Here is a 22012-nt window from a genome sequence, read left to right on the forward strand (position 1 = left end):
GAATTTGTTCGTCGTCTTGCTTGTCATAGACCCTACTTCTCACGAGTTGGGGTCTCCGGTAAATCCGGGGCGGTTCATAGCGTCGTTTTACTTCCGCTCAATTCGATGCAAGGAGAAGCTCTTGAGTCACGATTACAAATTTGATGCTGAGCAAGCCGCAGATCTACTGAGTGTTCTAGCCAATAAGCGGCGCTTAGAAATTCTTGGGCTCATCACGGGGCAAGAATGGAGCGTATCAGCACTTGCGAATGAAGTGAACCTCAGTCAATCATTGGTGTCGCAACATCTCAGTAGATTCCGAACAGCCAAATTAGTCGATGTCAGAAGAGACGCTCAGACCCTGTATTACTCGTGTTCCTCGGAAGCGATCCTGAAAGTACTGGCCACGCTTGACGAAATTTCCCAAAGTGGTTCGTTGGAGTCCAAGACAGTCGCCTAGCCTTTATCGCTCTACGGATATAGGCTTCGGTGGCTAGCCTATTTTGGGTCCATAGCGTGACAAATGACGATGGCGAAATCGATATGACTGATCCCTTGGGCCAAGTGTTGCCTACTAAGTATGATCTACTTCCTATATGTGCAATTGGTGCATCTGCAGGTGGTGTTGGCGTTTTACAGAGCTTGTTTCGGCAGATTCCCGGTGACCTGGGACTAGCCTATGTCGTTATTCTCCATCTCTCTCCCGACGAGCCCAGTTCCCTCAGCGAAATTTTAGCGCTTTGCACGTCCATGCCTGTTTATGAGATTGGTGATTATGCAAAGCTGAATGCAAACTGTGTGTATGTCATCCCGCCAGACCACGAGCTTATCATCAACGGAGATGGTATCGAGGCTCGTCATTTCAGCGAGCCTCGAGGTAAGCGCGCTCCCATCGACATGTTTTTTCGCTCCGTCGCCGCAGCTCGTGGCGATGGCGTTGCAATCGTTCTGTCCGGAGCGGGTGCAGACGGCGCCCTGGGGGTTAAGGCCGTTAAAGAAGCTGGCGGAGTCATCATGGTCCAGGAACCCTCAGAGGCTACCTTTCCCGCTATGCCACAAAATGCAATCGCAACAGGTGCGGCAGATTTTGTAGCCCCGGTAGCCCAGCTTGTCGGATATCTGACAGAGGTTGCCCGAAGTAAGGATGCTGTCCGATCGCTTGATATGGCCGGATCCGCTAACGACCTTCGCCGCATCGTCGCGTTGCTACGTTCTCGAGTTGGTCATGATTTCTCAGCATACAAGCGCGCCACCGTCATGCGTCGTGTTGTCCGGCGCATGCAGGTTTGTCGGATGAAAAGCTTGGCAGACTATGCCGACCACCTGACGACGACGCCCGAAGAAGCTCAAAACCTTTTTTCAGATCTTTTAATTTCGGTCACAATGTTTTTTCGGGATGAATACGCTTTCAAGGCCTTGGCCAGTCAGGCCATACGACCTCTTGTTACTGATTATGACGCCGAAAGCGATGAGAGCATTAGAGTATGGGTCGTAGGCTGCGCGACAGGCGAAGAGGCATACAGTATTGCAATCCTCCTGCACGAAGAGATGGCCTTACAGAACGTCAAGGTTCCAGTGCAGATCTTCGCGACCGATCTTGATGATGCCGCACTGGCTGTGGCCAGAGAAGGACGCTATCCGCGCGCCATTGAAACCGATGTCTCTCAGGAAAGGCTTGCGAGGTTCTTCATTGACGAAGGCACCCACTTCCGTATCAGGAAGGAATTACGTGAAACGATTTTGTTTGCAAAACATAGCGTCCTGAAGGAGCCGCCATTTATGCGGCTCGACTTGATCACTTGCCGTAATTTGCTGATATACCTCGAGCGCGCACTTCAGGCGCAGGTTTGTTCACTGTTTCAATATGGGTTGCGAACGGGGCGATATCTCTTTCTTGGATCAGCAGAAACAGTAGATGTGGCGGCGGATCTTTTTGCGACTGTTGACAGACAGGCTCGAATATATGCTTCACGACCACAAAGCGGTCACCTTTTACCCATTCTTCCGCAGTTCGCCGCTCCTGAACAACCCACAAATTATACGCGACCCGCTTCAAATGTCGCCGAACGGACCTCCGTACCTGCGACGGTCCACATCGGCGCTTTGGAACAACATGCACCAGCAAGCGCGCTTGTCGACGATGCTCAAAACATTTTGCATCTGTCGCCAACAGCAGGTCGCTTCATCCTTCATTCCGCAGGGCCCGTCTCAACGTCTTTGACGTCTGTTGTGAGACCCGAGTTGCGTCTTGACCTTGGCATTGCGCTTGCTAGGGCTTTCGAGATGGGGCAGCCTAGCGTTACGCTTCCAACTGTAGTCAGTTTCGACCAGGGAAAGAGGCGCGTCTCTTTGCAAGTTACACCGCTGCCGAACGAAGGTAAGGTATCGCAGGTCCTGGTATTTTTTATGGATGGCGGCATAGTTGTCGAAACCGATGAACTTGAGAACTCTACTGACGCTCAACCAGGAGAAGTTCGGCGTGTCTACGCCGAATTAAAGGCCTCGCAAGAAGCATTAATGATGAGCCGTAACGGCCACGAGGCCTTGGTTCAGGAACTGCGTGCAGCAAACGAAGAACTTCAGTCGATGAATGAGGAATACCGGTCGACGGCTGAAGAACTCGAAACGTCCAAGGAAGAGCTTCAATCCATCAATGAGGAATTGCATACAGTCAACGCTGAGCTGAAAAGCAAACTCGATAGTATTTCAGCGGCCCATAGCGACCTGCAAAATCTTTCGGCAGCCACCGAAATTGGCACGCTTTTTCTCGACCCAGACCTACGCATCCGTATGTTTACGGCGCCTGTGGCGGAACTCTTCAATGTCACGCGGCATGATATTGGTCGCGCCATAACCGACTTCACTCACCAACTTGACTATAATTCGATGGATAAGGATGCGCGCAAAGTTCTCAAGGACCTGATACCCATTGAGCGCGAGGTCACAAGTCGGCAAGGCCGAGAATTCTCTATGCGGCTACGTCCGTATAGAACAGTGGAAGATCGCATCGATGGTACGGTCGTTACCTTTGTGGATGTTTCGGAACGCGCGAGAATAGAAGCCGCCTTGAGGGAATCTGAAGACCGTCTGCGTCAGTTTGGCGAGGCATCTCAAGACATACTCTGGATCCGCGATGCAAAGACCTTTCAGTGGTCGTATCTCACCCCGGCATTCGAGGAAATCTACGGGCTTGACCGGGAAGCGGCGCTGCGCGGAGACAATTTAGTCAGCTGGTTAGAACTGATCCTGGCGGAAGACCGGGGCATGGTCGCTGATAACTTACAACGTGTTCGAAACGGCGAATGGGTGACGTTTGAATATCGTATACGTCGACCTGAAGACGGTGCAATTCGATGGCTGAGGAACACAGATTTCCCCATCAAAGACAACCGCGGGGAAGTCTTACACATCGGTGGCATCGTCCACGATATTACCGAAATAAAACATGTGGAACAGGAACTGGCCCGAGCTGAAATCCGTCAACGTGCACTTTTGGAGGGAATCCCGCAGCTGGTTTGGCGCGCTGTTGATGGTGGGACTCTAACATGGTCCGGACCCCAGTGGACTGCATATACGGGACAGGCGGAAACGGAAAGCCATGGCATGGGTTGGCTGGATCCGGTGCATCCAGAGGACCGCGACACCGCTATGATGAACTGGTCGAAAGCTAGCACGACCGGCGGCTTCGAGGTTGAGTATCGCATTCGACAAGCGAGCACGAATGAGTATCGGTGGTTCCACACTCGTGCCACTCCTGTTCGCGACGAAAATGGCGATATTATCGAGTGGCTAGGGACGTCAACTGACGTTGAAGATCTTCGCAGCCTGCAGGCACGGCAAGAAGCGCTTGTGGCAAAGCTTCAAAATCAAGCTGCGAACCGCGTACCACAAACCGGTGAGCGAAAATCGCCCGAATGAGGGAGTTTTGTGACAGCGTTCCGCGTATTGCGTACCACTTCGCTCTACAAGCTTGCTTGATGATGCAGGTCTGGTAGCTTGAAAAATAGATCAACGGCTGAATTACCCGAGAAGTTGGCGAACTGGCACTAGCCGATTTCACAGCTAGTTTCAGGTGACTTTGTGTTCTCGAAGTCCGGTGCAATTTCCAGCATAGTTTGGCGAATATGTGCCCAGCGATACGTGAGCCGAACTCCTGGGCTGATGCGGTCGCGCGTGCTGGGCCTGCTGCATGCGGCATCGTTTCCTACACAGGTCGACATCTCCCACAATGGGGAGTTCTCGATTGCTACGAGCAATTCGTTTGTGGTTTGAAATTTGAATGTTAAAGCCAACCAATTGGCTGACAGGATCTGATTGGTCGTCCGGAATGCCTACGTAGACAAAGGAACTTTCAGAATACCTGCTACCCGGAGATTTTTATCTTTACCAGGGATACTGCGCATTATCTTCGCACGGGTTCAACCTTGTTAAGCCAGATGTTCGGCTTTCGGGGCCGCGGCATATTCCGGCTCGGCCCAATAAAAGCTCAAGATCGTCTCTCACGTTACAAGCGTTCTGGGTAGCCAATTCGAGCGGCGAATTACTTCTGCATATGGAATCATAAGCGAGATATTGCCCTACGAGCCTATCTACGTTCGGTGATGCGGTGAATGCGGGCGACGCAACTAGTGTAAACGAGAGGCACAAGACTTTCACAACGCCGTCCTCGGTGGTATTCAAAAAACTATAGGTTGAAAATATAGATAAGTCGACAAAATTCATGCTTGCTCAAGTGGCCGTTAAAGCAACAAAGCTAATATATATTTATTATCCTATAGTTGAGCCAAGCTTAATATGCTGCATTACCTATTCACGCAGGCGACCAGCGTGCTTTGTTATAATTTTGCTCGCCCCCAACGATGAAGCAATTATGGTCTGGATAATGTCGAGTTTGTTGCGGACCTTCGAGTTCGGAAGAACGGGCGAGGCAGACCCCCTCGCCCGGAAGCAAGGCACGCACTGAAAGGACTCGAACCTACCCGCGCTGTTGTTTCGCGTCGATCTCCCGAACGGTTAGGGATGTCAAAGACCTAGAATCCCAGTCCACGACACAGTTGGCACTAGAATCCTGCGCCGCTTGTCGTAAGTCAGGACTGAAGCAAGCTGCAGCTTAAGAAGAGCTACACAGAAGTCTAGTGTGCTGCTCCGCTCATATCACGCCGCGACAGACTGATGCTTAACCATATTGCCGAAACAAGAAAATAGAACGCTCCGAAGCCCGCATAACCGACGACCGTGGAGATCGAAGGTTCCAACGGCATGTGCGCTTGATACATGAAGACAGCGCCTGCTAATGCCGATTGACCGCCACTTAGAACCATAGCCCACTGACCTCCGCTCGTTTTCCCACGCCTGACAGCGGTGCCGAGCTGCAGAAGCCCTGAAAAAATCGCCCAGAGTCCAAAGGCGCCCAGAACCCAGTTCATACTCATCATCAAAGCGATGATCAAGGCGATTGTCATTATCGCGCTTGCAGTGGCGTTGATCGCCTGGCTGCGGTTGACTGCCAAGCCACCACTCCTGGCCGCGTCAAGAACGTTGGCGGCCGCATCCCAAGCCGGATAGGCGATCAGCAGTGCAGCAGCTGCCCCGAATGACTGCCGCCCGATGGTCAATGCCGCCGCGACCCACAACACAGAAAACGCCGCACGCGCAAAGTAATACTGCTTAAGCCATTGCTCGTTGCCGCTCGCGGCAATGAAGGTCTGATTGTTTGCCATTGTTTTTTCCACTTTTTGGATAATGAGATTTACTAAAGCGAGCTCGGTCAGAAAAAGCCGACATGTTTGCCAAATGCAGTATTGTCGTCCCACTTAAATCGGCCAATTCGGTCGCTTTCGCCGGAGAGCTTCGCAGCTGGCTTTTCTAGGAGCTCGACGGTCGGTGAGCGGTCGTGCGAAGGATCCACGAGAGCAATGCCTTGATGACTTTCCTGGCGCATGCGCTTGTCGAATGCCTCGGTGATCTCCCCTTGGCGCTTTGCGACCCATCGACCGTCGGGATCAGAGAGGATCGAGTTGGTTTGACCGATCTCAACAGGTGGCGAAGAAGCGATCGCTGAGACGGGCATTACTTTTTGAACTAGGCGTCTGCTCATGCGATGTGATCCCGTGGTTTGCTTTTTGATTGCCTCAGATGCCGGCGTACCATTCGTACCCGCGGTCTTCCCAATAGCCGCCGTTGCCTCCCCACAAGCCGGCAAAGCTGTCGACCAGCTCGATGCGCATGATGTATTTTGCCTGTTTGTAACCCAGCTGCCGCTCGACCCTCAGCCGCAACGGCGCGCCGTGGCCGACGCTCAGGTCTTGGCCGTTCATCTGGTAGACGAGGATGGTTTGAGGATGTACTGCGTCGATGAGATCGATGCTCTCGTAATAGCGGCCGCTCCCGTCGAGAGTCTTTTCGAGTTCGTCGGCACAATGAAGCACGACATAGCGCGCCGTGGGCTTCAACCCGGTCAGCCGCAAAAGACTGCCGAGCGGAACGCCCGTCCATTTGCCGATGGCGCTCCACCCCTCCACGCAGTCATGGCGGGTGATCTGGGTGCGGGATGGGAGCGCCTTCAGATCGGCAAGCGACAACATCTGAGGCCGATCAACAAGACCGTCGATCTTTAGTCGCCAGTTTGCAAATTTGCCTTCCAGCAATTCCTCATATTCCTCGCTGTCGGGCGCGCTCGTTCCATTGACACGGAAAGAGGGAGAAATGTCCTTTTCGTCAAACTCACGCGCCAGAGCATCACGTCCCTGAAGCAGTCTCTGTGCCTTCATCGTTAGGTCTTCGGCCGAACGGAGAACATTGGCGACGTTCGCGTTTTGGTCGAGCAGGTCACATCCGGAAAGGGTCAAGGCGCTAGCGCCAAGAGTGCCACCAATCAAGAAGCGACGTCGAGTAAAGAGCTTGCTCATGAGTTCGGGCCATTTTCCTGGATCGCATAGCGTCCGGTGATCATCGAGCGGATGTTGTTCCAAGTCCCGGAAAGCACGACCATGGCGACATGCACAATAACGAAGACGACAAGCGCCGACGCTGTGACGAAATGGATCGTGCGCGCGGACTGGCGTCCGCCGAAAACATCGACAAGGGACGGCAGAGCGGCATCGACGCCCGGCGACATGGTCAGGCCGGTCAAAACCATCAGAGGCAGGAGGACGACAATGACCGCCAGATAGGTGAGCTTTTGAAGCGCATTGTAGTGCCTAGCCTCCTTCCCTTCGGGAAAGCGCAGACGGGCGTGGTCGAGAACCTCGCGGCCGAGATGGCGAGGCGAGAGTTCGTTCACCTTCGGCGCCAGGTCTCGCTTGAAATGTCCACTTTGCAGGCTGAACCCCAGGTAGAAAATGCCATTGATCACAAACAGCCAGGCAAAAAAGAAATGCCAGCGACGTCCAGCCGCGAGATCCTGGAACGAGGGAATTGTTGCCCAGGATGGGAAAGCTCGCGCAGTCGGCTCCCCATCAACATTGGAAACACCGAGGACGCCGGTTGTAGGGATCTGTAGCCCTGCGACACGCAAGAAGCCGCTTGGCGTGCCCGCATCCTCGTCGGAGCCGATTGTCAGGACGGCCGGGTCACCGTTCGCGCCGTAATGACCCCAATAAAGCTCCGGGTGGGCATTGAAGATCTGCAACCCACTCAAAAGAAGGAAGCTTAGGCAAAGCACGTTCATCCAGTGCGTAAGCCGGGTTACAACGGAGTGGCGGCGGATGAAGATCGTCCGAGGATATTGAACATTGTCATTGGAAGCGTTTGCGCTCATCTCAACGTCTTTCATCTGTGGCATTTACGGCTTAAGACCAAGCAGCGTCGATCTGTAGTCGCTGGCCGAAGCAGTAAGGCGGCTGCTCCGGCCAGTGACGGCGTGGCTCACATGGGGGGAACCACGCCATTCTTACCGACGACCACCTGGTGGGCGATCGGGCCGGTTGCAGCCTTTTCGGCGGTAATGAAGACAACGGCGCCGGGAACGAGATCATCCTTGGTGGCTCCAGCGATGGTCACGACAGGTGTCCCATCCGGAATGGCGATCTTCTTTTCCTTGCCATGATAGGTCACGGTGACAGTCCGGCCATCGACGCCCTTAACGGCATCCGCGACCGTCGCATTGGTCATGCTGCTGTCGGGCTTCAGATCCCAACCGTAACTACCCTCGCCGGTGCCTTTCATTGCCGGCGGGAAAATGAGGACCTCAAGCGCGCCATCGCCGCCGTCGGCTTTCGGCAAGGATGCGATACCCACGAAATCGCCCGGCTTGATGTCGGTGATCTTTGCGTTGGCAACGCTGGCGACTTTCCAGTCGTTGGCTAGGGCGACGTCGACGGTCTCGCCTTCGCGCGTCTTCACTCTGAGCGTTGAACCCTGGTAGTCGACGACGCTGCCGCGGACATGGATTGGCGCAGCTTTCTTATCTTCGGCAGATGCGGGTGTCGAAAGGACTGTTACCGAAAGGATGCTGGTGAGGCCAAGGGCTAATGCAGAAATAACGTTTCCCATAAATATCTTCCTACTAGTTGGTAGTTTCGTTCAACGCGATTGACCTGAGCAGGCTGGCTACGCAGGATTAGTGAGAGACAGTTGGCATAAGGCGGCTGAGAGCAGGTGCAAGTATCGTCGAAAAGACCTCCGGTTTCCCGTAGGCTCTCGCTGAAAGCATGGCCCCGTACACCGTCGCTAGAAAAGCTTCGGCTTCAACATGCGGTTCGCTCGTGAGATTGAGCGCCCCATTTTTGCTTCCACGCTCCATCACCGTCGTCAGCCACGATGAGATGAAGCGAAAGAAATTCGTCACTTCGGTTGCGACTTCCGGCGGAAGGGATGGCAATTCACTGGCAAGCAAGGCGCACACACAGTAAGGTCTGCTTGCATCCTTGATGCATTTCGCCCAGTGGTTTGCGTAGACTTTAAGGACGTCCAATGCGTCTGGAACATTCTGTTCAAGAGTGACAACGCTTGCCTGGCCATCTTCCCGATAGCGCTTGACCAGTTCACGTACCAGATCGACCTTGCTGGGGAAATGGTGGTGAATGCTGGCCTTGCGAATGCCGACCACTTCAGAGATATCTGCATAGCTGAACCCGTTGTACCCCCCACTCATAATGAGGTTGCGCGCAGAGGCCAGGATTTCGTCGGAAGTGTTAGAAAGATTGCTCATGGGACTTGTCTACCTTCTAGTAGGCAGATCGTCAATAGCAAAAGTTCGATTTCTTGTTAGCCGTCCGTGGAGACGGTCAGAGCTTTCCAAGATGCAAGTTCCTGCTGCAAACGTTCGATCCGCGCCGTCACGTGGCTGAGGGCATCGCTACCAAGAAGGAGCTGCGGCGGAGGATTGTCCGATCCTATGAGAGTAAGCACAGCGGCAGCCAGTTTTTTGGGATCACCAAGCTGCTTGCCGCTTACCGCCTGACGCGCCTCGCGAATCGGATCGAACAGGGTATCGTAGTCCGCAATCGACCTCTCTGTTCGGACCATGGAACGCCCAGCCCAGTCTGTCCGGAATGAGCCAGGGCAAAGCGTTGTCACCTGAACTCCAAACGGCGCCATTTCCGAGCGCATGACCTCGGAAATTCCCTGAAGCGCAAACTTGCTGCCGCAGTAATATGCGATGCCGGGCATGGTGATCATACCGCCCATCGACGTGACGTTCACGATAAAGCCACGGCGCCGCTCACGGAACCTTGGAAGAAATGCCTTGGCCACAGCGACGGCGCCGAACACGTTCACGTCAAACTGACGTCGCATTTCTTCAAGTGGCGATTCCTCGAGCACACCCTCATGACCGTATCCTGCATTGTTGATCAGCACGTCGACTGGCCCGTGCTCGTCCTCCGCTTTCTGGACGACGTCGGGAATGCGGTCGAAATCGGTGACGTCGCAAAGGACCGGGCGCAGTTCCGGGAGGCTCTTTGCCAGCCCTTCGCGCGAGGCTTCGGTGCGGACGGTCCCGATGACGGTGTGACCGGCTTCCATTGCGGCAATGGCGATCGCCAATCCGAAGCCCGAATTCGCCCCTGTTATGAAAAACGTTTTGATCGACATTTCTGAAACTCCTTGATTAATCATGGATGACAGATAATCTGAAGGCAATCTGAACTCGATTGCGGATTGTCTCAAGGTTTTGCTTAATCCTATGATTATTGAAGAACAGTCCGCCGTCCATGACCGGCTGGTCGGCTTGGCCGGACAACTGGCTCCTCGCCTCGGCTACAATCAGACTGCGATCAGCTGTGTCCGCATCCTGCGCACTGAAGCGGTACTTGATGACGTTCCGGTTCTCTATAAGCCGGGGGCAGTGTTCGTATTACGGGGAAGCAAATATGGAATCCTGGAAGGCGAAATCTACCTCTATGACGAGGAACATTATCTCGCTGTCTCAGTACCCGTTCCATTCCGGATGACTTCGAAGGCAAGTCCACAACGGCCATTACTTGCCGTCTATCTGGAGTTTGATATGCAGATGGCGGCCGAGATTGCTTTGCAAGTGGAAGAACACGCAGGTCCCTCAGGCTCCAAACCGAGAGGGCTGCTATCGAGCAAAATGGATTGCAATATCGAGGACGTCCTGCTTCGCCTGCTGACTGTGCTCAGCAACCCCGTCGATGTCGCCGTGCTCGGGCGCTCCATCCTGCGTGAACTGCATTATCGGGTCATGTCAGGGCCGCAGGGTGACGCGGTGACCGCGGCCCTTCAACGCAAAGGAACCTCGGGAAGACTGATCGAGAGCGTGACGTGGCTGCGGGAGAATTACGCTTCCGAAATTGCCGTCGCGGATCTGGCCAAAGAGGTGGGCATGAGCGTTCCGTCCTATCACGTCCATTTCAAGAACCTGACCGGCTCAAGTCCGATGCAATATGTTAAGGCGATGCGGCTCCATGAGGCGCGACTTATGATCGCCCGCCGGAGCGGGACCATTGCAGACGCAGCTGCGTCGGTCGGCTACGTCAGCCCTGCCCAATTCAGCCGCGATTTCAGAAGGCATTTTGGACGCACGGCGTCGGAAGAGGCGAAGTGGGTCCACCAGCATCTTGGTGAGCAGGGCTAACCGATGCTCTAGCACACTCCCGCAAATTAATCGCCAGATTCGCAGCGTGTTACTGCAATGCAGCTCGAAGGGCTGCGTCACAGTGAACCAAGGTCGTATCGAAGACGGGGACGCCGACATTACCCTCATTCAACAGCATCCCTACCTCGGTACAACCAAGGATCAGACAATCACTGCCTTGATCAATTAGTCGCTGCGCAATCCGTTCATACGTCAATCGACTTTTCTCACGAACCACATCGCGACACAACTCGTCATAGATGATGCGGTGGGTTTCCGCTCGATCATCGGCGTCAGGAATTATTGGTGACAGTCCTTGGGCGGTCAGGCGATCGGTGTAGAAATTCTGTTCCATCGTGAAAGCGGTTGCCATTAGCCCCGGCCTACGGAAACCGCTATCAAGGATCGCTGTCGCAGTTGCATCTGCGATGTGAACGAACGGGATCGACACCCCGCCCAGGATCTTGTCCGCCACCTTGTGCATGGTATTCGTCGCCATGATGAGCAAGTCGGCACCTCCGCGCTCCAGAGCAATGGCTTTTTCGTTGAGGATGTTTGCCGCTGCGTCCCAATCAGACGATGCCTGTAATTTCTCGATTTCGTCGAAGTCGACCGATCGTATGAGCAGCTCGGGAGAATGGAGTCCTCCAAGGCTCTCGCGTGTCAGCCTGCAGAGTTCCCGATAATAAATCTGGGTCGAGGCTGCGGACATTCCGCCAAGTATACCGATTGTCTTCAAATGCTTTCTCCATATTCACAGGCTTCAGTTTTTTGCCACCAAGACAGTCGAACCAACATCCTGTCATCAGGAAAACCCGACGACAGAGTGTGGAATGTAGTTGATCTCAAGAGCTTGTATTTCAGCGCCGGTCAGCCTTATGGAAAGTGCGGCGACAGCGTCGTCCAAGTGCTGCAACTTGGTTGCGCCGATGATGGGCGCGGTGATCTCGGATTTAGACAGAACCCATGCCAGCGCGATCTGTGCTCTTGGCACGTCCCTCTCCTGCGCAATCCTGGCAACCGCCTCCGCCACGCGTCTGTCGGCGTCCTCGGTGGTTCGGGTGTAAAGGCCCTTTCCGATCTCGTCGGTTTCAGAGCGATCGCTCTGCGCGCTCCAATCGCGGGTCAGGCGACCACGTGCGAGCGGGCTCCACGGGATAACGCCAATACCCTCGTCTTTGCAGAGTGGAAGCATTTCCCTCTCCTCCTCGCGATACAACAGGTTCAGGTGGTTCTGCATGGAGACGAACCGTGTCCATCCGTTGGCCTGCGAGACAGCGAGCATTTTCGAGAACTGCCACGCGTACATCGAAGACGCACCAATGTAGCGGGCTTTGCCCGCCTTGACGACGTCATGCAGCGCTTCCAGCGTCTCCTCGATAGGTGTCTGATGGTCGAACCGATGGATTTGATAGAGATCGACGTAGTCAGTCCCCAAACGTTTTAGGCTGGCATCTATCTCGGAAAGAATGGCTTTTCGCGACAGACCTGCCCCATTTGGTCCGGGCTTCATCCGACCATTGACCTTTGTGGCGATGACCACATCGTCTCTCGTCGAGTACTCTCTTACAGCGCGGCCGAGGATTTCTTCGCTCGTTCCATCCGAGTAGACGTTGGCGGTGTCGAAGAAGTTGAACCCCAATTCGATCGCTTTGCGGATAAAGGGGCGGCTTTGTTCTTCCGTTAGCGTCCAGGGGTGGCTTCCACGATCGGGCTCGCCATAGCTCATGCACCCAAGGCAGAGCCGGGAAAGCTCAAGGCCCGTATTTCCAAGGCGTGTATATTCCATGTCTATCTCCAATTTTCGCAGCGAGAACCTGCCTGGTCGATCGGCAGTTCCCGCCTTGCTTAATGTTCAAGCGCTTATGCCGCCATCGACGAGGATGCCCGAGCCGGTGATGTAGCCAGCGCCTGGCCCCGCAAGGAATGCAACGGCCTCTGCGACCTCTCGGGTCCGACCGTATCGGGCAATAGACAGACTCGGCAAGATCGCAGGTGCCAGAGCGCCATCGGCAGGGTTCATATCGGTGTCGATCGGGCCAGGCCGGACCAGATTGACGGTAATTTCCCGCGGACCCAGTTCGCGCGCTAGACCAAGTGTAAAACTTTCCAGAGCGGACTTGGTCGCTGCATAGACAGCAATTCCCGCGAAAGGCACAGCCAGGCCTGCATTGCTGCCAGTACTGATGATGCGGCCTCCGTCCGGGATGTGCTTCAGCGCTGCCTGAGTGATTAGAAAGACGCCGCGCACATTAACGTTCAGCTGAAGATCGATCTCTTCTAGTGGCTGTGTGGAGAAATCACCGGCAACCAGGACGCCGGCATTGTTGACCAGGATGTCGAGGCCGCCGAGGTCAACGACAGTTCGCTCAACCGCGGCTTTAGCAGCTTCTGGGCTCGCGGCATCAGCTTGAATTGCAATGGCTTTGCGGCCCATCATTCGGATCTCGGCGACGAGGGCTGCGGCCTTTTCCACCGACCTCTCAAAGGTGATCGCGACGTCGGCACCATCTTCTGCCAGTTTTAAAGCGATGGCGGCACCGATACCGCGTGCCGCACCGGTCACTAGAGCTCGCCTTCCCGCAAGCGGAGGAGTGGGAATGTTGTTCATGGGGTTTACCTCAAAATGTTGCATGTCGATCGGCCGAAAAATGGATTGTCCGAGGGTGGCCGACTGGGAGTGGGAATGGTCAAACTTTTAAAGGAAGAGCCGATGGCTCAACGTTCGCACTCATCGGTGGACTTCTTTGTCCGATGGCAGGCCCGCGGAAAGCCAACCTGCAATGAGGAGACAAAGACCAATCGCGACGGCTGCGATGCTGTAGGCATGGCCGATGGATCTCTCATCGGAAGCTGAACCCAGGGTTGAGAAAAACAATCCGCCAATAAGCGCTGTTGCCAAAGCGCCCCCTATCTGGAGCATCGAATTGACCAGGCCGGAGGCCAAACCCGACCGCGCCGGGTCAACCCGCTGAACGACAGTCTTAACGAGATTTGGGAGCGCAATTCCCTGACCGGCGCCAATAAGGAACAGGGCGACGAATAGAAACTCTGGTGCTCCGAATGAGATCAGGGCAGCGGTCCCGAACAATCCAGCCGCTTCAAGCGTCATGCCTGCGGCGGCAGAATATCTCCCGAAGACGCGCAGGATGCTCCCGCTCGCGAATGGCCCCAAAACGAACCCGAGGGCCGCGGGAAGGATTGCAACTCCAGCCTCAAAAGGCGCACGGCCCAGGCCGCCCTGTTGGTAGACCGAAAATGTCAGCCAGAAAGCCGCAAAGGCGTAGAAAAACAAGGCTGAGAGCAGCCCGCGCGTCAGTCCAGGGACCTGGAGCATGCGAGGTTCGACAATCGGATCTCCCCCCGCGGCCCCTACCCTTAGCTCGTAACGCCAAAACAGCAGAAGAAGTGGCAGGGAAGCCGATAGCATCAAGATCGACCAGATCGGCCACCCTTGTTCACGGCCCTCAATGAGCGGCGAGATCAACGCAAACAACGCAACTGCGATCAGCATTGCTCCACCCATATCCAGCTTCCTTGCATGCTCCGATCGGGTCTCGCGCAACATGACCAGCGCGGCCGGCGCGGCTATTGCGATCACGGGGAGGTTGATAAGGAAAATGGCTCTCCATCCGAGGCCAAAGACATTCAGTGCAATCAGCGCCCCACCGAGAAACAGGCCAGCCATTGATGCTACCCCAAATGTCAGGGCATAAAAGCTGAGTGCCTTCGACTTTTCGTGATCGGGAAAAATGGCATTGATTGACGCCAAGGCTTGAGGTGCCATGATCGCTGCCGCAAACCCCTGGAAGATACGACCGGCGATCAAGACCGAGGGTGACCAGGCGAAGCCGCACAAGGCAGAGGCGGCGGCGAATGCGACCATTCCAGCCAGAAAGACTTTTCGCCGACCATAAAGGTCGCCAAGCCTGCCGCCGGTGATCAGCATGACTGCGTAAGTGGTGGCGTAGCCTGAAATAATGAGCTGCATCGTCGAGGCTGAGGCCTGAAAGTCCTGCCGGATCGAGGGCAGTGCCACGTTGACGATGAAGAAATCCAGCGGGGGCAGAAAAGCCCCGGTCAACAAGATGGCCAGCGCCGTCCACCTGCGCGGATCAAGACTGTCCTTGGCGTCATGGGGTTGTATCAACTTTCTCTCCATATCGAGAAGCGGAACCGCTCAGCGGTTTGCGAAATGCGTAAATTAGGAACCGATTGGTTCCTTATTAAGGTTAGTCGAGCGGCTTCAGTGCGAAGTCAACCATCGCCCTGGTGGCTTCGTGATCGGCCCCTGTTTTCCCTAGAACTCTCATTCCCTGGATCTGACACACGAGGAACCTCGCCAGAGTTCGCTCGTCCAACCCAGGATCAATCTCACCAAGTGCTTGAGCTCTTATAATGGCAGCGGCATAAAGATCCTGCAGTCGCCGAAACAGTCGCGCAATTCGAGCGGAAACCTCTTCGTCCGCGGGAAGCATTTCGACGGCAGACAATACGACAAAGCAACCGCGCAGGCCCTCTTTACCTGAAGAATCCTCGACCTGCCGCGAAAAGGCTTCTCGAATTGCGGCTTTCGGCGACGGGTTTGCATGCAGGATTTCGCCAAGCTTACGAATGGCATCTTCAATGTAGACATCAAGCGCGCGGAGATAGACTCCGCGCTTATCCACGAACGCCTTGTAAAAACTACCTTTCGATAGTTCCATGCCTTCGAGCAAGTCGGGCAAAGACGCATCGTGATATCCACGGTCCCAGAAAACGCCCAATGCCTTTCGAACTGCGTCGTCAAGCTCGAATTCACGAGGGCGCCCAACCGACCGGGATGTCTGACCGCGTTTAACCATGGATGCAATATGGAACCATTCGGTTTCTATTGCAAGTCATATTTTTTGGCATTAGGTAGTCGCTCATGATTTCGTGGCGGCGCCCTTGGCTACTTAAGCCGCAAATATTCTGAAGGAAAGTTTAGGCCAATGGATCGAGAAGTCATCATTCCCGACGAAATGCGCGAAATCGTCGCCCGTGCAGGATATGCCCCGGCGGTTAAGGTTGGCGATACGATCTACGTCGTCGGGCAAGTCGGCCGCACGATGGACTTGCAGGTGATTGAGCACCCGCGAGAACAATTCAGGGCCATGTGGGATAACCTCCGCATCGTCCTTGAGGCCGCGGACTGCACCTTCGACGACGTCGTGGAGATGACTAGCTATCATGTGGAGATGTCGAAGCACATGGATATTTTCCGGATGGCAAAGAACGAGGTCTTTCCAAAAGGAACCTACGCATGGACGCGCATCGGCGTATCTGAACTCGCGCATCCTGGCCTGCTTGCGGAGGTGAAATGCGTCGCGGTGAAGCGATAGCGGTTAGGTTCACACCGATCGGTGAGTGGCCAATGCACTCTCGGTCGGAGAGCGTTACCGCATGGAACGGGGTCCCAAGCTCTTGAAAAGCATCGAACCCGAGATCCGCGCCACAAAAGGACTAAAGGGTTGCAAGTGCTGTGACTTGTTATGCGAACGGCTTACTGTAGCGCGACGTAACTGCTCGATATGTGAGGATTAAAAAATGGCCGAAGACGCAGGCGTGATAGCTGTGGACCATACGGGACTCTCGGTCGCCTCGTTGGAGAAGGCGATCCAGTTCTGGACTGAGGCGATGGGTTTTGACCTTGCTCGCCAAGGAGAGATGAGTGGAGAGTTCTTACGGGAGGCCACGGGGGTTGACGATCCGCGCTGCCGAATGGCGCTGGCGACTGCTCCAAATGGCTACCCTATCGAGCTTCTCGAGTATTCGACAGACCTTAGGTTGGGCCGGACACCTCTTAGCGCTGGTGCGATCGGCGCCGCTCATATCGCCTTCCCGGTTACAGATATCCTCATGGCGATCGCGCGGGTCGAGAGGGCGGGGTGGGCAGTGAAGGGTGCCGCAGCCAATACCAGCCGGCCCCCGATGCGGAACAATGGTCGCGTATATCTCCGGCCCGGATGGTATCATCCATAGAGCTGATGCAGCCGCCTGTTCAACATTCCCGCATCGTGTAAGGCCCCTTAGGTCCGGGGAAAGCTGAACCTTGTGTAGGCTTTACGTTCCGTTGCTGTTACCCCTACGCCTACTGGGTCTTTCCCGAGAAGATCGATCCTGGCGAAGGATACCATGAATAGCGTCCTTGCGTTCAAAGCGACTATTAAGGGTCGTCGGCATCTGGCTGGCGGACTTGTTTTTCTCAGTGTTCCTCATTGGCGATCAGATTAATGATCTCGGGAGAAGGCATCATACACGCCTTGATAAGAATCGAACCGGCGTATGCGCTTGACAGCTATGCAAGATGATTGAAATTTCAGGGAGTTGAGGAGGGACATTAAGACCGCTCCTCCCTTCTGGTTTTTGTGTTAGCAAGAGCAAGCTAGGCCTAGACCTTTGACGCAGCGTAGTTATGACGTTGGTGAACTGAAGGTCAATAAACCGTTGTTGTTGCTCATTATGGATAGGCAGTTGCCCCATCCGGCTTGCGCGTGACCTTCCGCTCCCAGTGGACATAGTCGTCCTTCTGAAGCACCTTTTCGTCAATCTCGATGCCCCAGCCCGGACGATCAGGGCGGAGCTCCATATGCCCATCCCGTGGGATGTAGGGATCAAGCGCCCACGGCGCATGCACGTGCGGCTTGAACTCGAGCACCTGAAAATTCGGCTGTGCTGCGCAGAAATGGACGTTGACGGCGGTGGCCAGCGGTCCCATCGGATTATGCGGGGCTACGGTGACATAGTGCGCTTCCGCGATGGTCGCGATACGCCGCATTTCCGAGACGCCCCCGACCACGCAAATATCAGGCTGGATGATGTCCGCACCATGATTGGATAGGAGATTGAGGAATTCGAAGCGGTTATAAAGCGACTCGCCGGTGGCCAGCGGTACTTTTACCTTGGACTTCAATTCCTTCCATGCCGGGATATGCTCCGGGCGGATCGGCTCTTCGTAGAAAAGGGGATCGTTCGGCGCAATGGCGGCAGCAAGCTGCACAGCCTTGTAGGGCTCGAAAATCTTGGCATGCGCATCGAAAGCAAATTCGAAATGGGAAGGCGTGATCTCGCGAATGCGCCCGAACCAGTCTCCGGTCTCCTTCACCAGCTCGCCCCAGCGGCCGGAATGAAGATCGCGGCGGTAGGGGCTGAGTTTGAATGCCGTGTAGCCGTAATCCTCATTCAGCTGGAGCGTCTGCTCAAGCACCTGCTCAGGGTCAGGCGCGGTATAGACACCGCAATAGATGCGAACCCGGTCACGGACGCTACCGCCGAGCAGCATGTAGACAGGAAGCCCTGCAGCCTTGCCAGCGATATCCCACAAAGCGTGATCGATTGCGGAAATCGCGGCAAGACCGAGCGCTCCGGGAGGAAAGCGGCATTGCTGGTTAAGCTTCAGGACGAGGAATTCAACGCGCCGCGGATCCTCGCCTTCGATCTGGTGGAAAAGGTAGTCGAGCAAAGGAGGCAGCGCCCAGTCGGGACCGTGATTGTAGCACTCGCCCCAACCCGAAATGCCTTCGCTGGTTTCTATCTTGAGAAGCAGGCGCGGGCGATCGTCCACGCGCTGCATGTAGGTCTTGATTCCGGTAATATGCACGTTTTTCTCCGATCAGGCCGCGAGGGCTTCAGCCTTGACGCGATCAACGATGGCGCGAAGCGCCTCACGTTCCTCGTCATTCAGCGACACGACACCTGGCACGCGCACGGGGCCGACATTGTTGCCAAGCATGCCGAGAGCCTCCTTGACGACCGTCACGTTGGCACCGTTGTTGTACTTGGTGCGCAGTGCCTCAAATCCGGCAATCGGGTCGATGAGCGCGCGTGCACCTGCGTAATCGCCATTTTCTAAAGCACGGTGAATGGCGTGAGAGCGCTCCGGGAAGACGTTTACGAGACCGGAGGTAAAGCCACGCGCACCCATGGCGTAGAAAGCTGGCGCCCAGCCCTCAGCCAGACCGCAGACCCAGACCGCCGGCGCATCGAGCGTGGAACGAATGACGTCCGACAGAAGCATGAGGTTGGCCGAGGCAAATTTGATGCCTGCAATGTTGGGATGAAGGGCCAGTCTCCGGAAATCGGCGACTGAAAAGCTGTCGCTGCGCACATAAGCGATAACAGGTACCGTTGAGAAATCGGCAAGCTCAAGGAAATAGCCAGCTTGATAGGACGGCCCTGCGAAAGGATCCATCGGGTGGTGGCCCATGATCGCGTCGGCACCCGCGGCAATCGCGTCTTTTGCAAGCGCTTTCGCTTCCGTCAGCGACCGCCCGACAGCTGCGCTGACCAGGGATTTTCCAGCGACGGCCTCGATTGTGACGGCGTGGACTTTACGCACTTCATCGATTGTGAGGGTGAAGAACTCACCAGTATTCCCTGCCGCCATCAGATTATGCACCTTGGCGTTCGCGAGTGCCTTGATGAGACCTGTTAGTTTAGCAGTGTCGACCGAGCCGTCCTGCTGATAGGGTGTCACTGGCACACCAGAAATTCCGGTTAGCGCGTTTCTCACGGTCTGGAGTTTGTCACTCACGTCAGATTTCTCCCTCTTTCTTAAAAATGATGCTGAGATATGTGTCACCCGAACGGACGACATGGTCACGCATGGTGCGCTCTGCCCTGTCGGCGTCAGCAGCTGAAATTGCTTCTGCAATCGCTATATGCTCATCGAGCGCCTTCTTTCGTTCAGTCGGATCCAAATGGATGACCCGGCGAATGCTGGCATCGTAAAATTGCTGGCGCTCGATCAGTTTGGCAAGATAACCGCATTGCGAAGCCCGATGAATGTGATCATGAAAGCTTTCGTTGAGAGTGATCAAGCCATCGGCGTCTCCTGATGCCGTTGCCTCTCTCATGCGGTTGGCTATCGCTTGAATCTCCGCCCTGCCCTTTTTGTCTACGCGCTTAGCAGCGAGATGCGCGATCATCGATTCCAACGCAGCACGCGCCAGAATCATCTCTTCCGCCCAGGAACTGCTGAACTTCACGATTACACCTCTGCGGGGAAGTGCTTCGACAAGACCTTCCGTTTCCAGCTGGCGCAGTGCCTCTTTGATCGGCGTCGTACTGACGCCGAACTGCTCCGCAAGGTTTCGCTCATTGATCTTTTGTCCGGTTGCGAACCGCCCGGAAATGATCGCACTGCGCATTGCGCGGTGGACATGATCGCGCACCGTGACTTGGAAGCTTGCATCGATCTTTTCAAAGTCGGCCGTACTTACTGGAGACAGGTTTGCAGTTGCCATTTTCCGAAAATCCGTTGACGAGGATCGAATTGTGTGAAACTTGATATATCAGATTTGAAATCCATGTCGATATCGAAATTTCGATTTGGTGAGGTTGAGGAGCCTTGGGAGGCTGAAATGAAGACGCTCACACGCGCAGCTTTGACATGCGCAATCGCCGCTGCGGCATTTAATCCCGTTCACGCAGCGACTCCTAAAAACGAGTTGGTCATCGCCATCTCGATGACCAGTATGCGCGGGCTAGACCCGCACGAGATAAATCAGCTGGAAGCTGCCGAGGTTGTCGCAAACCTGTACGACCGTCTGATTGCGCTGCCTGCGGACAACATAACGGATCCCCAGCCATCGCTGGCCGAAAGTTGGACGATTTCCGACGATGGAAAGACCTTCACGTTCAAGATTCGTGACGGCGCGCGTTTCCATTCCGGCAATCCGGTCACGGCACGGGATGTGGAATGGTCGTTACATAGACTGGTCAAGCTCGGTCTGGCGCCGTCAACTGACCTGCGTCAGTGGGGCTTTTCTGCCAAGAATGTAGATCAACTCATCCGGGCCACAGATGACCGGACACTTGTTCTCGAAACACCTGAAGTCTGGAACTCCAACCTCATCCTTTACTCGCTGGCCAGCTTTTCCACGTCGATAGTTGATAGCAAACTCCTTGCCAGCAAGGAGAAGAATGGGGACTGGGCGCGAAACTATCTCCAGACTGCGGATGCTGGCTCTGGACCCTACGCCCTCATCACCTGGCGTTCCAACCAGCTCCTGATCGCTGACGCGTTCGAGGATTACTGGAAGGGCGTGCCTGCCATGAAGCGGGTGTATCTCGGCCACGTACCGGAATCGTCTGCGCAACGTCTGCAGATCGATGCAGGGGATGTCGACGTTGCGACCCGCCTCTCATCGACGGATCTTGCCGGTCTGGAACGTGATGGCAAAGTTACGGTGCAGAAGGTCCCCGGCTTCGGCTTCTATTACCTTGCCTTGAATCAAAAGGACGAGATTCTTTCAAACCCGAAAGTGCGCGAGGCGTTTCGCTACCTCATCGACTATGACGGTCTCGCCGGTTCGGTGATGAAATATTACGGCATCAAACAGCAAACCATCATTCCCGCAGGCCTTCCGGGTGCATCAACGGAGATGCCCTACAAGCTGGACATCGTTAAGGCGAAGCAGTTGCTTGCCGAAGCTGGGTATCCGGACGGGTTTTCGAAGGTCTATTTCGCCCAGCCCGGCACACCGGAATCCGAAGTCGGCATTTCACTGCAAAACAGTGCCGCCAAGGCAGGCGTCAAGCTCGATCTGCAAATCGGCGACCAGATCGGAAAGTTTCGTTCGCGCCAGTTTCAACTGTTCTCGTCACGAACGGGCGAGCGCCTGCCTGATCCACATTCAGTCCTTCAATCCTATGCAACAAACGCCAACAACTCCGACGAAGCCAAACTGACGGGGCTGGTCGCGTGGCGCTCGGCCTGGGACGTGCCCAAGGAAATTCAGGACATGGTCAAGGCGGCGGCCCACGAGACCGACCAAGTCAAGCGCGAAGAGCTATATACGCGGATTAACGAGGCCTACCTACGATCCTCGCCTGCGCTCGTCACATCATTCCAACGCACCGACCCGAAAGCTGTGCGCAACGAGGTGAAAGGCTACGTCGGGCACCCGACATGGCTCACCCGGTGGGACACCGTGACCAAGGGCGAGTGACGACACAACTTCAAGGACAGTG

Annotated in this window: 21 protein-coding genes; 6 read left to right on the forward strand and 15 right to left on the reverse strand. The window is 55.2% G+C overall.

Translation table 11 applies throughout. The annotated features are described in order from the left end of the window. The first annotated feature begins 121 nt into the window (after positions 1–121). On the forward strand, positions 122–439 hold the full coding sequence (locus ABUK73_RS12365) for an ArsR/SmtB family transcription factor (RefSeq protein WP_113086970.1): 318 nt from the start codon (positions 122–124) through the stop codon (positions 437–439). A gap of 56 nt (positions 440–495) precedes the next feature. Continuing rightward, entirely contained in the window at positions 496–3897 is a 3402-nt protein-coding gene (locus ABUK73_RS12370; protein ID WP_353577537.1) for a chemotaxis protein CheB, read from the forward strand. A gap of 1214 nt (positions 3898–5111) precedes the next feature. Here ABUK73_RS12370 and ABUK73_RS12375 read toward each other — a convergent pair. The 7 genes from ABUK73_RS12375 to ABUK73_RS12405 form a co-directional block, all read right to left on the reverse strand. Next, the gene (locus ABUK73_RS12375) at positions 5112–5699 is read right to left on the reverse strand and encodes a DUF308 domain-containing protein (protein ID WP_353577538.1); all 588 of its coding nucleotides are present in this window, start codon (positions 5697–5699) and stop codon (positions 5112–5114) included. 47 nt (positions 5700–5746) lie between these two features. Beyond that, entirely contained in the window at positions 5747–6076 is a 330-nt protein-coding gene (locus tag ABUK73_RS12380) for a hypothetical protein (RefSeq protein ID WP_353577539.1), read from the reverse strand. Positions 6077–6110: 34 nt separating this feature from the next. Then, a complete protein-coding gene (locus tag ABUK73_RS12385) occupies positions 6111–6887 on the reverse strand; it encodes a molybdopterin-binding protein (RefSeq protein ID WP_353577540.1) in 777 nt (258 codons plus the stop codon). Next, complete coding sequence (locus ABUK73_RS12390; RefSeq protein ID WP_353577759.1) at positions 6884–7738, reverse strand: cytochrome b/b6 domain-containing protein; 855 nt, start codon at positions 7736–7738, stop codon at positions 6884–6886. The genes ABUK73_RS12385 and ABUK73_RS12390 overlap by 4 nt, the downstream gene beginning before the upstream one ends. Positions 7739–7845: 107 nt before the next feature. Next, positions 7846–8472, reverse strand: a complete 627-nt coding sequence (locus ABUK73_RS12395; RefSeq protein WP_353577541.1) for a hypothetical protein — start codon at positions 8470–8472, stop codon at positions 7846–7848. A 67-nt stretch (positions 8473–8539) separates the two neighbouring features. Next, positions 8540–9130 carry a TetR/AcrR family transcriptional regulator gene (locus ABUK73_RS12400; RefSeq protein WP_353577542.1) on the reverse strand — a complete coding sequence of 197 codons (591 nt, stop codon included), beginning with the start codon at positions 9128–9130 and terminating at the stop codon, positions 8540–8542. A 56-nt stretch (positions 9131–9186) separates the two neighbouring features. After that, positions 9187–10014: an oxidoreductase gene (locus ABUK73_RS12405; RefSeq protein WP_353577543.1), complete on the reverse strand. Its 828-nt coding sequence runs from the start codon at positions 10012–10014 to the stop codon at positions 9187–9189. A 91-nt stretch (positions 10015–10105) separates the two neighbouring features. Between ABUK73_RS12405 and ABUK73_RS12410 the strand changes: the two genes are divergently transcribed. Next, complete coding sequence (locus ABUK73_RS12410) at positions 10106–11017, forward strand: AraC family transcriptional regulator (RefSeq protein WP_353577544.1); 912 nt, start codon at positions 10106–10108, stop codon at positions 11015–11017. 49 nt (positions 11018–11066) lie between these two features. Here ABUK73_RS12410 and ABUK73_RS12415 read toward each other — a convergent pair whose 3' ends face one another. The 5 genes from ABUK73_RS12415 to ABUK73_RS12435 form a co-directional block, all read right to left on the reverse strand. Then, complete coding sequence (locus tag ABUK73_RS12415) at positions 11067–11756, reverse strand: aspartate/glutamate racemase family protein (RefSeq protein WP_353577545.1); 690 nt, start codon at positions 11754–11756, stop codon at positions 11067–11069. 66 nt (positions 11757–11822) lie between these two features. After that, positions 11823–12806, reverse strand: a complete 984-nt coding sequence (locus ABUK73_RS12420; protein ID WP_353577546.1) for an aldo/keto reductase — start codon at positions 12804–12806, stop codon at positions 11823–11825. A gap of 66 nt (positions 12807–12872) precedes the next feature. After that, positions 12873–13628: an SDR family oxidoreductase gene (locus tag ABUK73_RS12425; RefSeq protein ID WP_353577547.1), complete on the reverse strand. Its 756-nt coding sequence runs from the start codon at positions 13626–13628 to the stop codon at positions 12873–12875. A 120-nt stretch (positions 13629–13748) separates the two neighbouring features. After that, positions 13749–15167, reverse strand: a complete 1419-nt coding sequence (locus ABUK73_RS12430) for an MFS transporter (RefSeq protein ID WP_353577548.1) — start codon at positions 15165–15167, stop codon at positions 13749–13751. An 82-nt stretch (positions 15168–15249) separates the two neighbouring features. Continuing rightward, positions 15250–15861, reverse strand: a complete 612-nt coding sequence (locus ABUK73_RS12435; protein WP_454892362.1) for a TetR/AcrR family transcriptional regulator — start codon at positions 15859–15861, stop codon at positions 15250–15252. Between the two features lie 129 nt (positions 15862–15990). Between ABUK73_RS12435 and ABUK73_RS12440 the strand changes: the two genes are divergently transcribed. Then, positions 15991–16380: a RidA family protein gene (locus ABUK73_RS12440; protein ID WP_353577550.1), complete on the forward strand. Its 390-nt coding sequence runs from the start codon at positions 15991–15993 to the stop codon at positions 16378–16380. 205 nt (positions 16381–16585) lie between these two features. After that, positions 16586–17020, forward strand: coding sequence for a VOC family protein (locus ABUK73_RS12445; protein WP_353577551.1), 435 nt, complete (start codon positions 16586–16588; stop codon positions 17018–17020). A gap of 478 nt (positions 17021–17498) precedes the next feature. Here the strand turns inward: ABUK73_RS12445 and ABUK73_RS12450 are convergent, their stop codons facing one another. From ABUK73_RS12450 to ABUK73_RS12460, 3 genes are read right to left on the reverse strand one after another with little or no spacing between them, the layout of a single operon-like run. After that, positions 17499–18638, reverse strand: a complete 1140-nt coding sequence (locus ABUK73_RS12450) for a mandelate racemase/muconate lactonizing enzyme family protein (RefSeq protein ID WP_113089597.1) — start codon at positions 18636–18638, stop codon at positions 17499–17501. Positions 18639–18650: 12 nt separating this feature from the next. Beyond that, positions 18651–19571 (reverse strand): dihydrodipicolinate synthase family protein, encoded by a 921-nt coding sequence (locus ABUK73_RS12455; protein ID WP_353577552.1) that lies wholly within the window; start codon positions 19569–19571, stop codon positions 18651–18653. Position 19572: 1 nt separating this feature from the next. Continuing rightward, positions 19573–20283 (reverse strand): GntR family transcriptional regulator, encoded by a 711-nt coding sequence (locus ABUK73_RS12460; RefSeq protein ID WP_353577553.1) that lies wholly within the window; start codon positions 20281–20283, stop codon positions 19573–19575. A 117-nt stretch (positions 20284–20400) separates the two neighbouring features. Here ABUK73_RS12460 and ABUK73_RS12465 point away from each other — a divergent pair, with 117 nt between their 5' ends. Further along, complete coding sequence (locus ABUK73_RS12465) at positions 20401–21990, forward strand: ABC transporter substrate-binding protein (RefSeq protein ID WP_353577554.1); 1590 nt, start codon at positions 20401–20403, stop codon at positions 21988–21990. The last annotated feature ends 22 nt before the right edge of the window (positions 21991–22012 follow it).

The organism is Agrobacterium vacciniicorymbosi (assembly GCF_040427045.1).
Taxonomy (GTDB): domain Bacteria; phylum Pseudomonadota; class Alphaproteobacteria; order Rhizobiales; family Rhizobiaceae; genus Agrobacterium.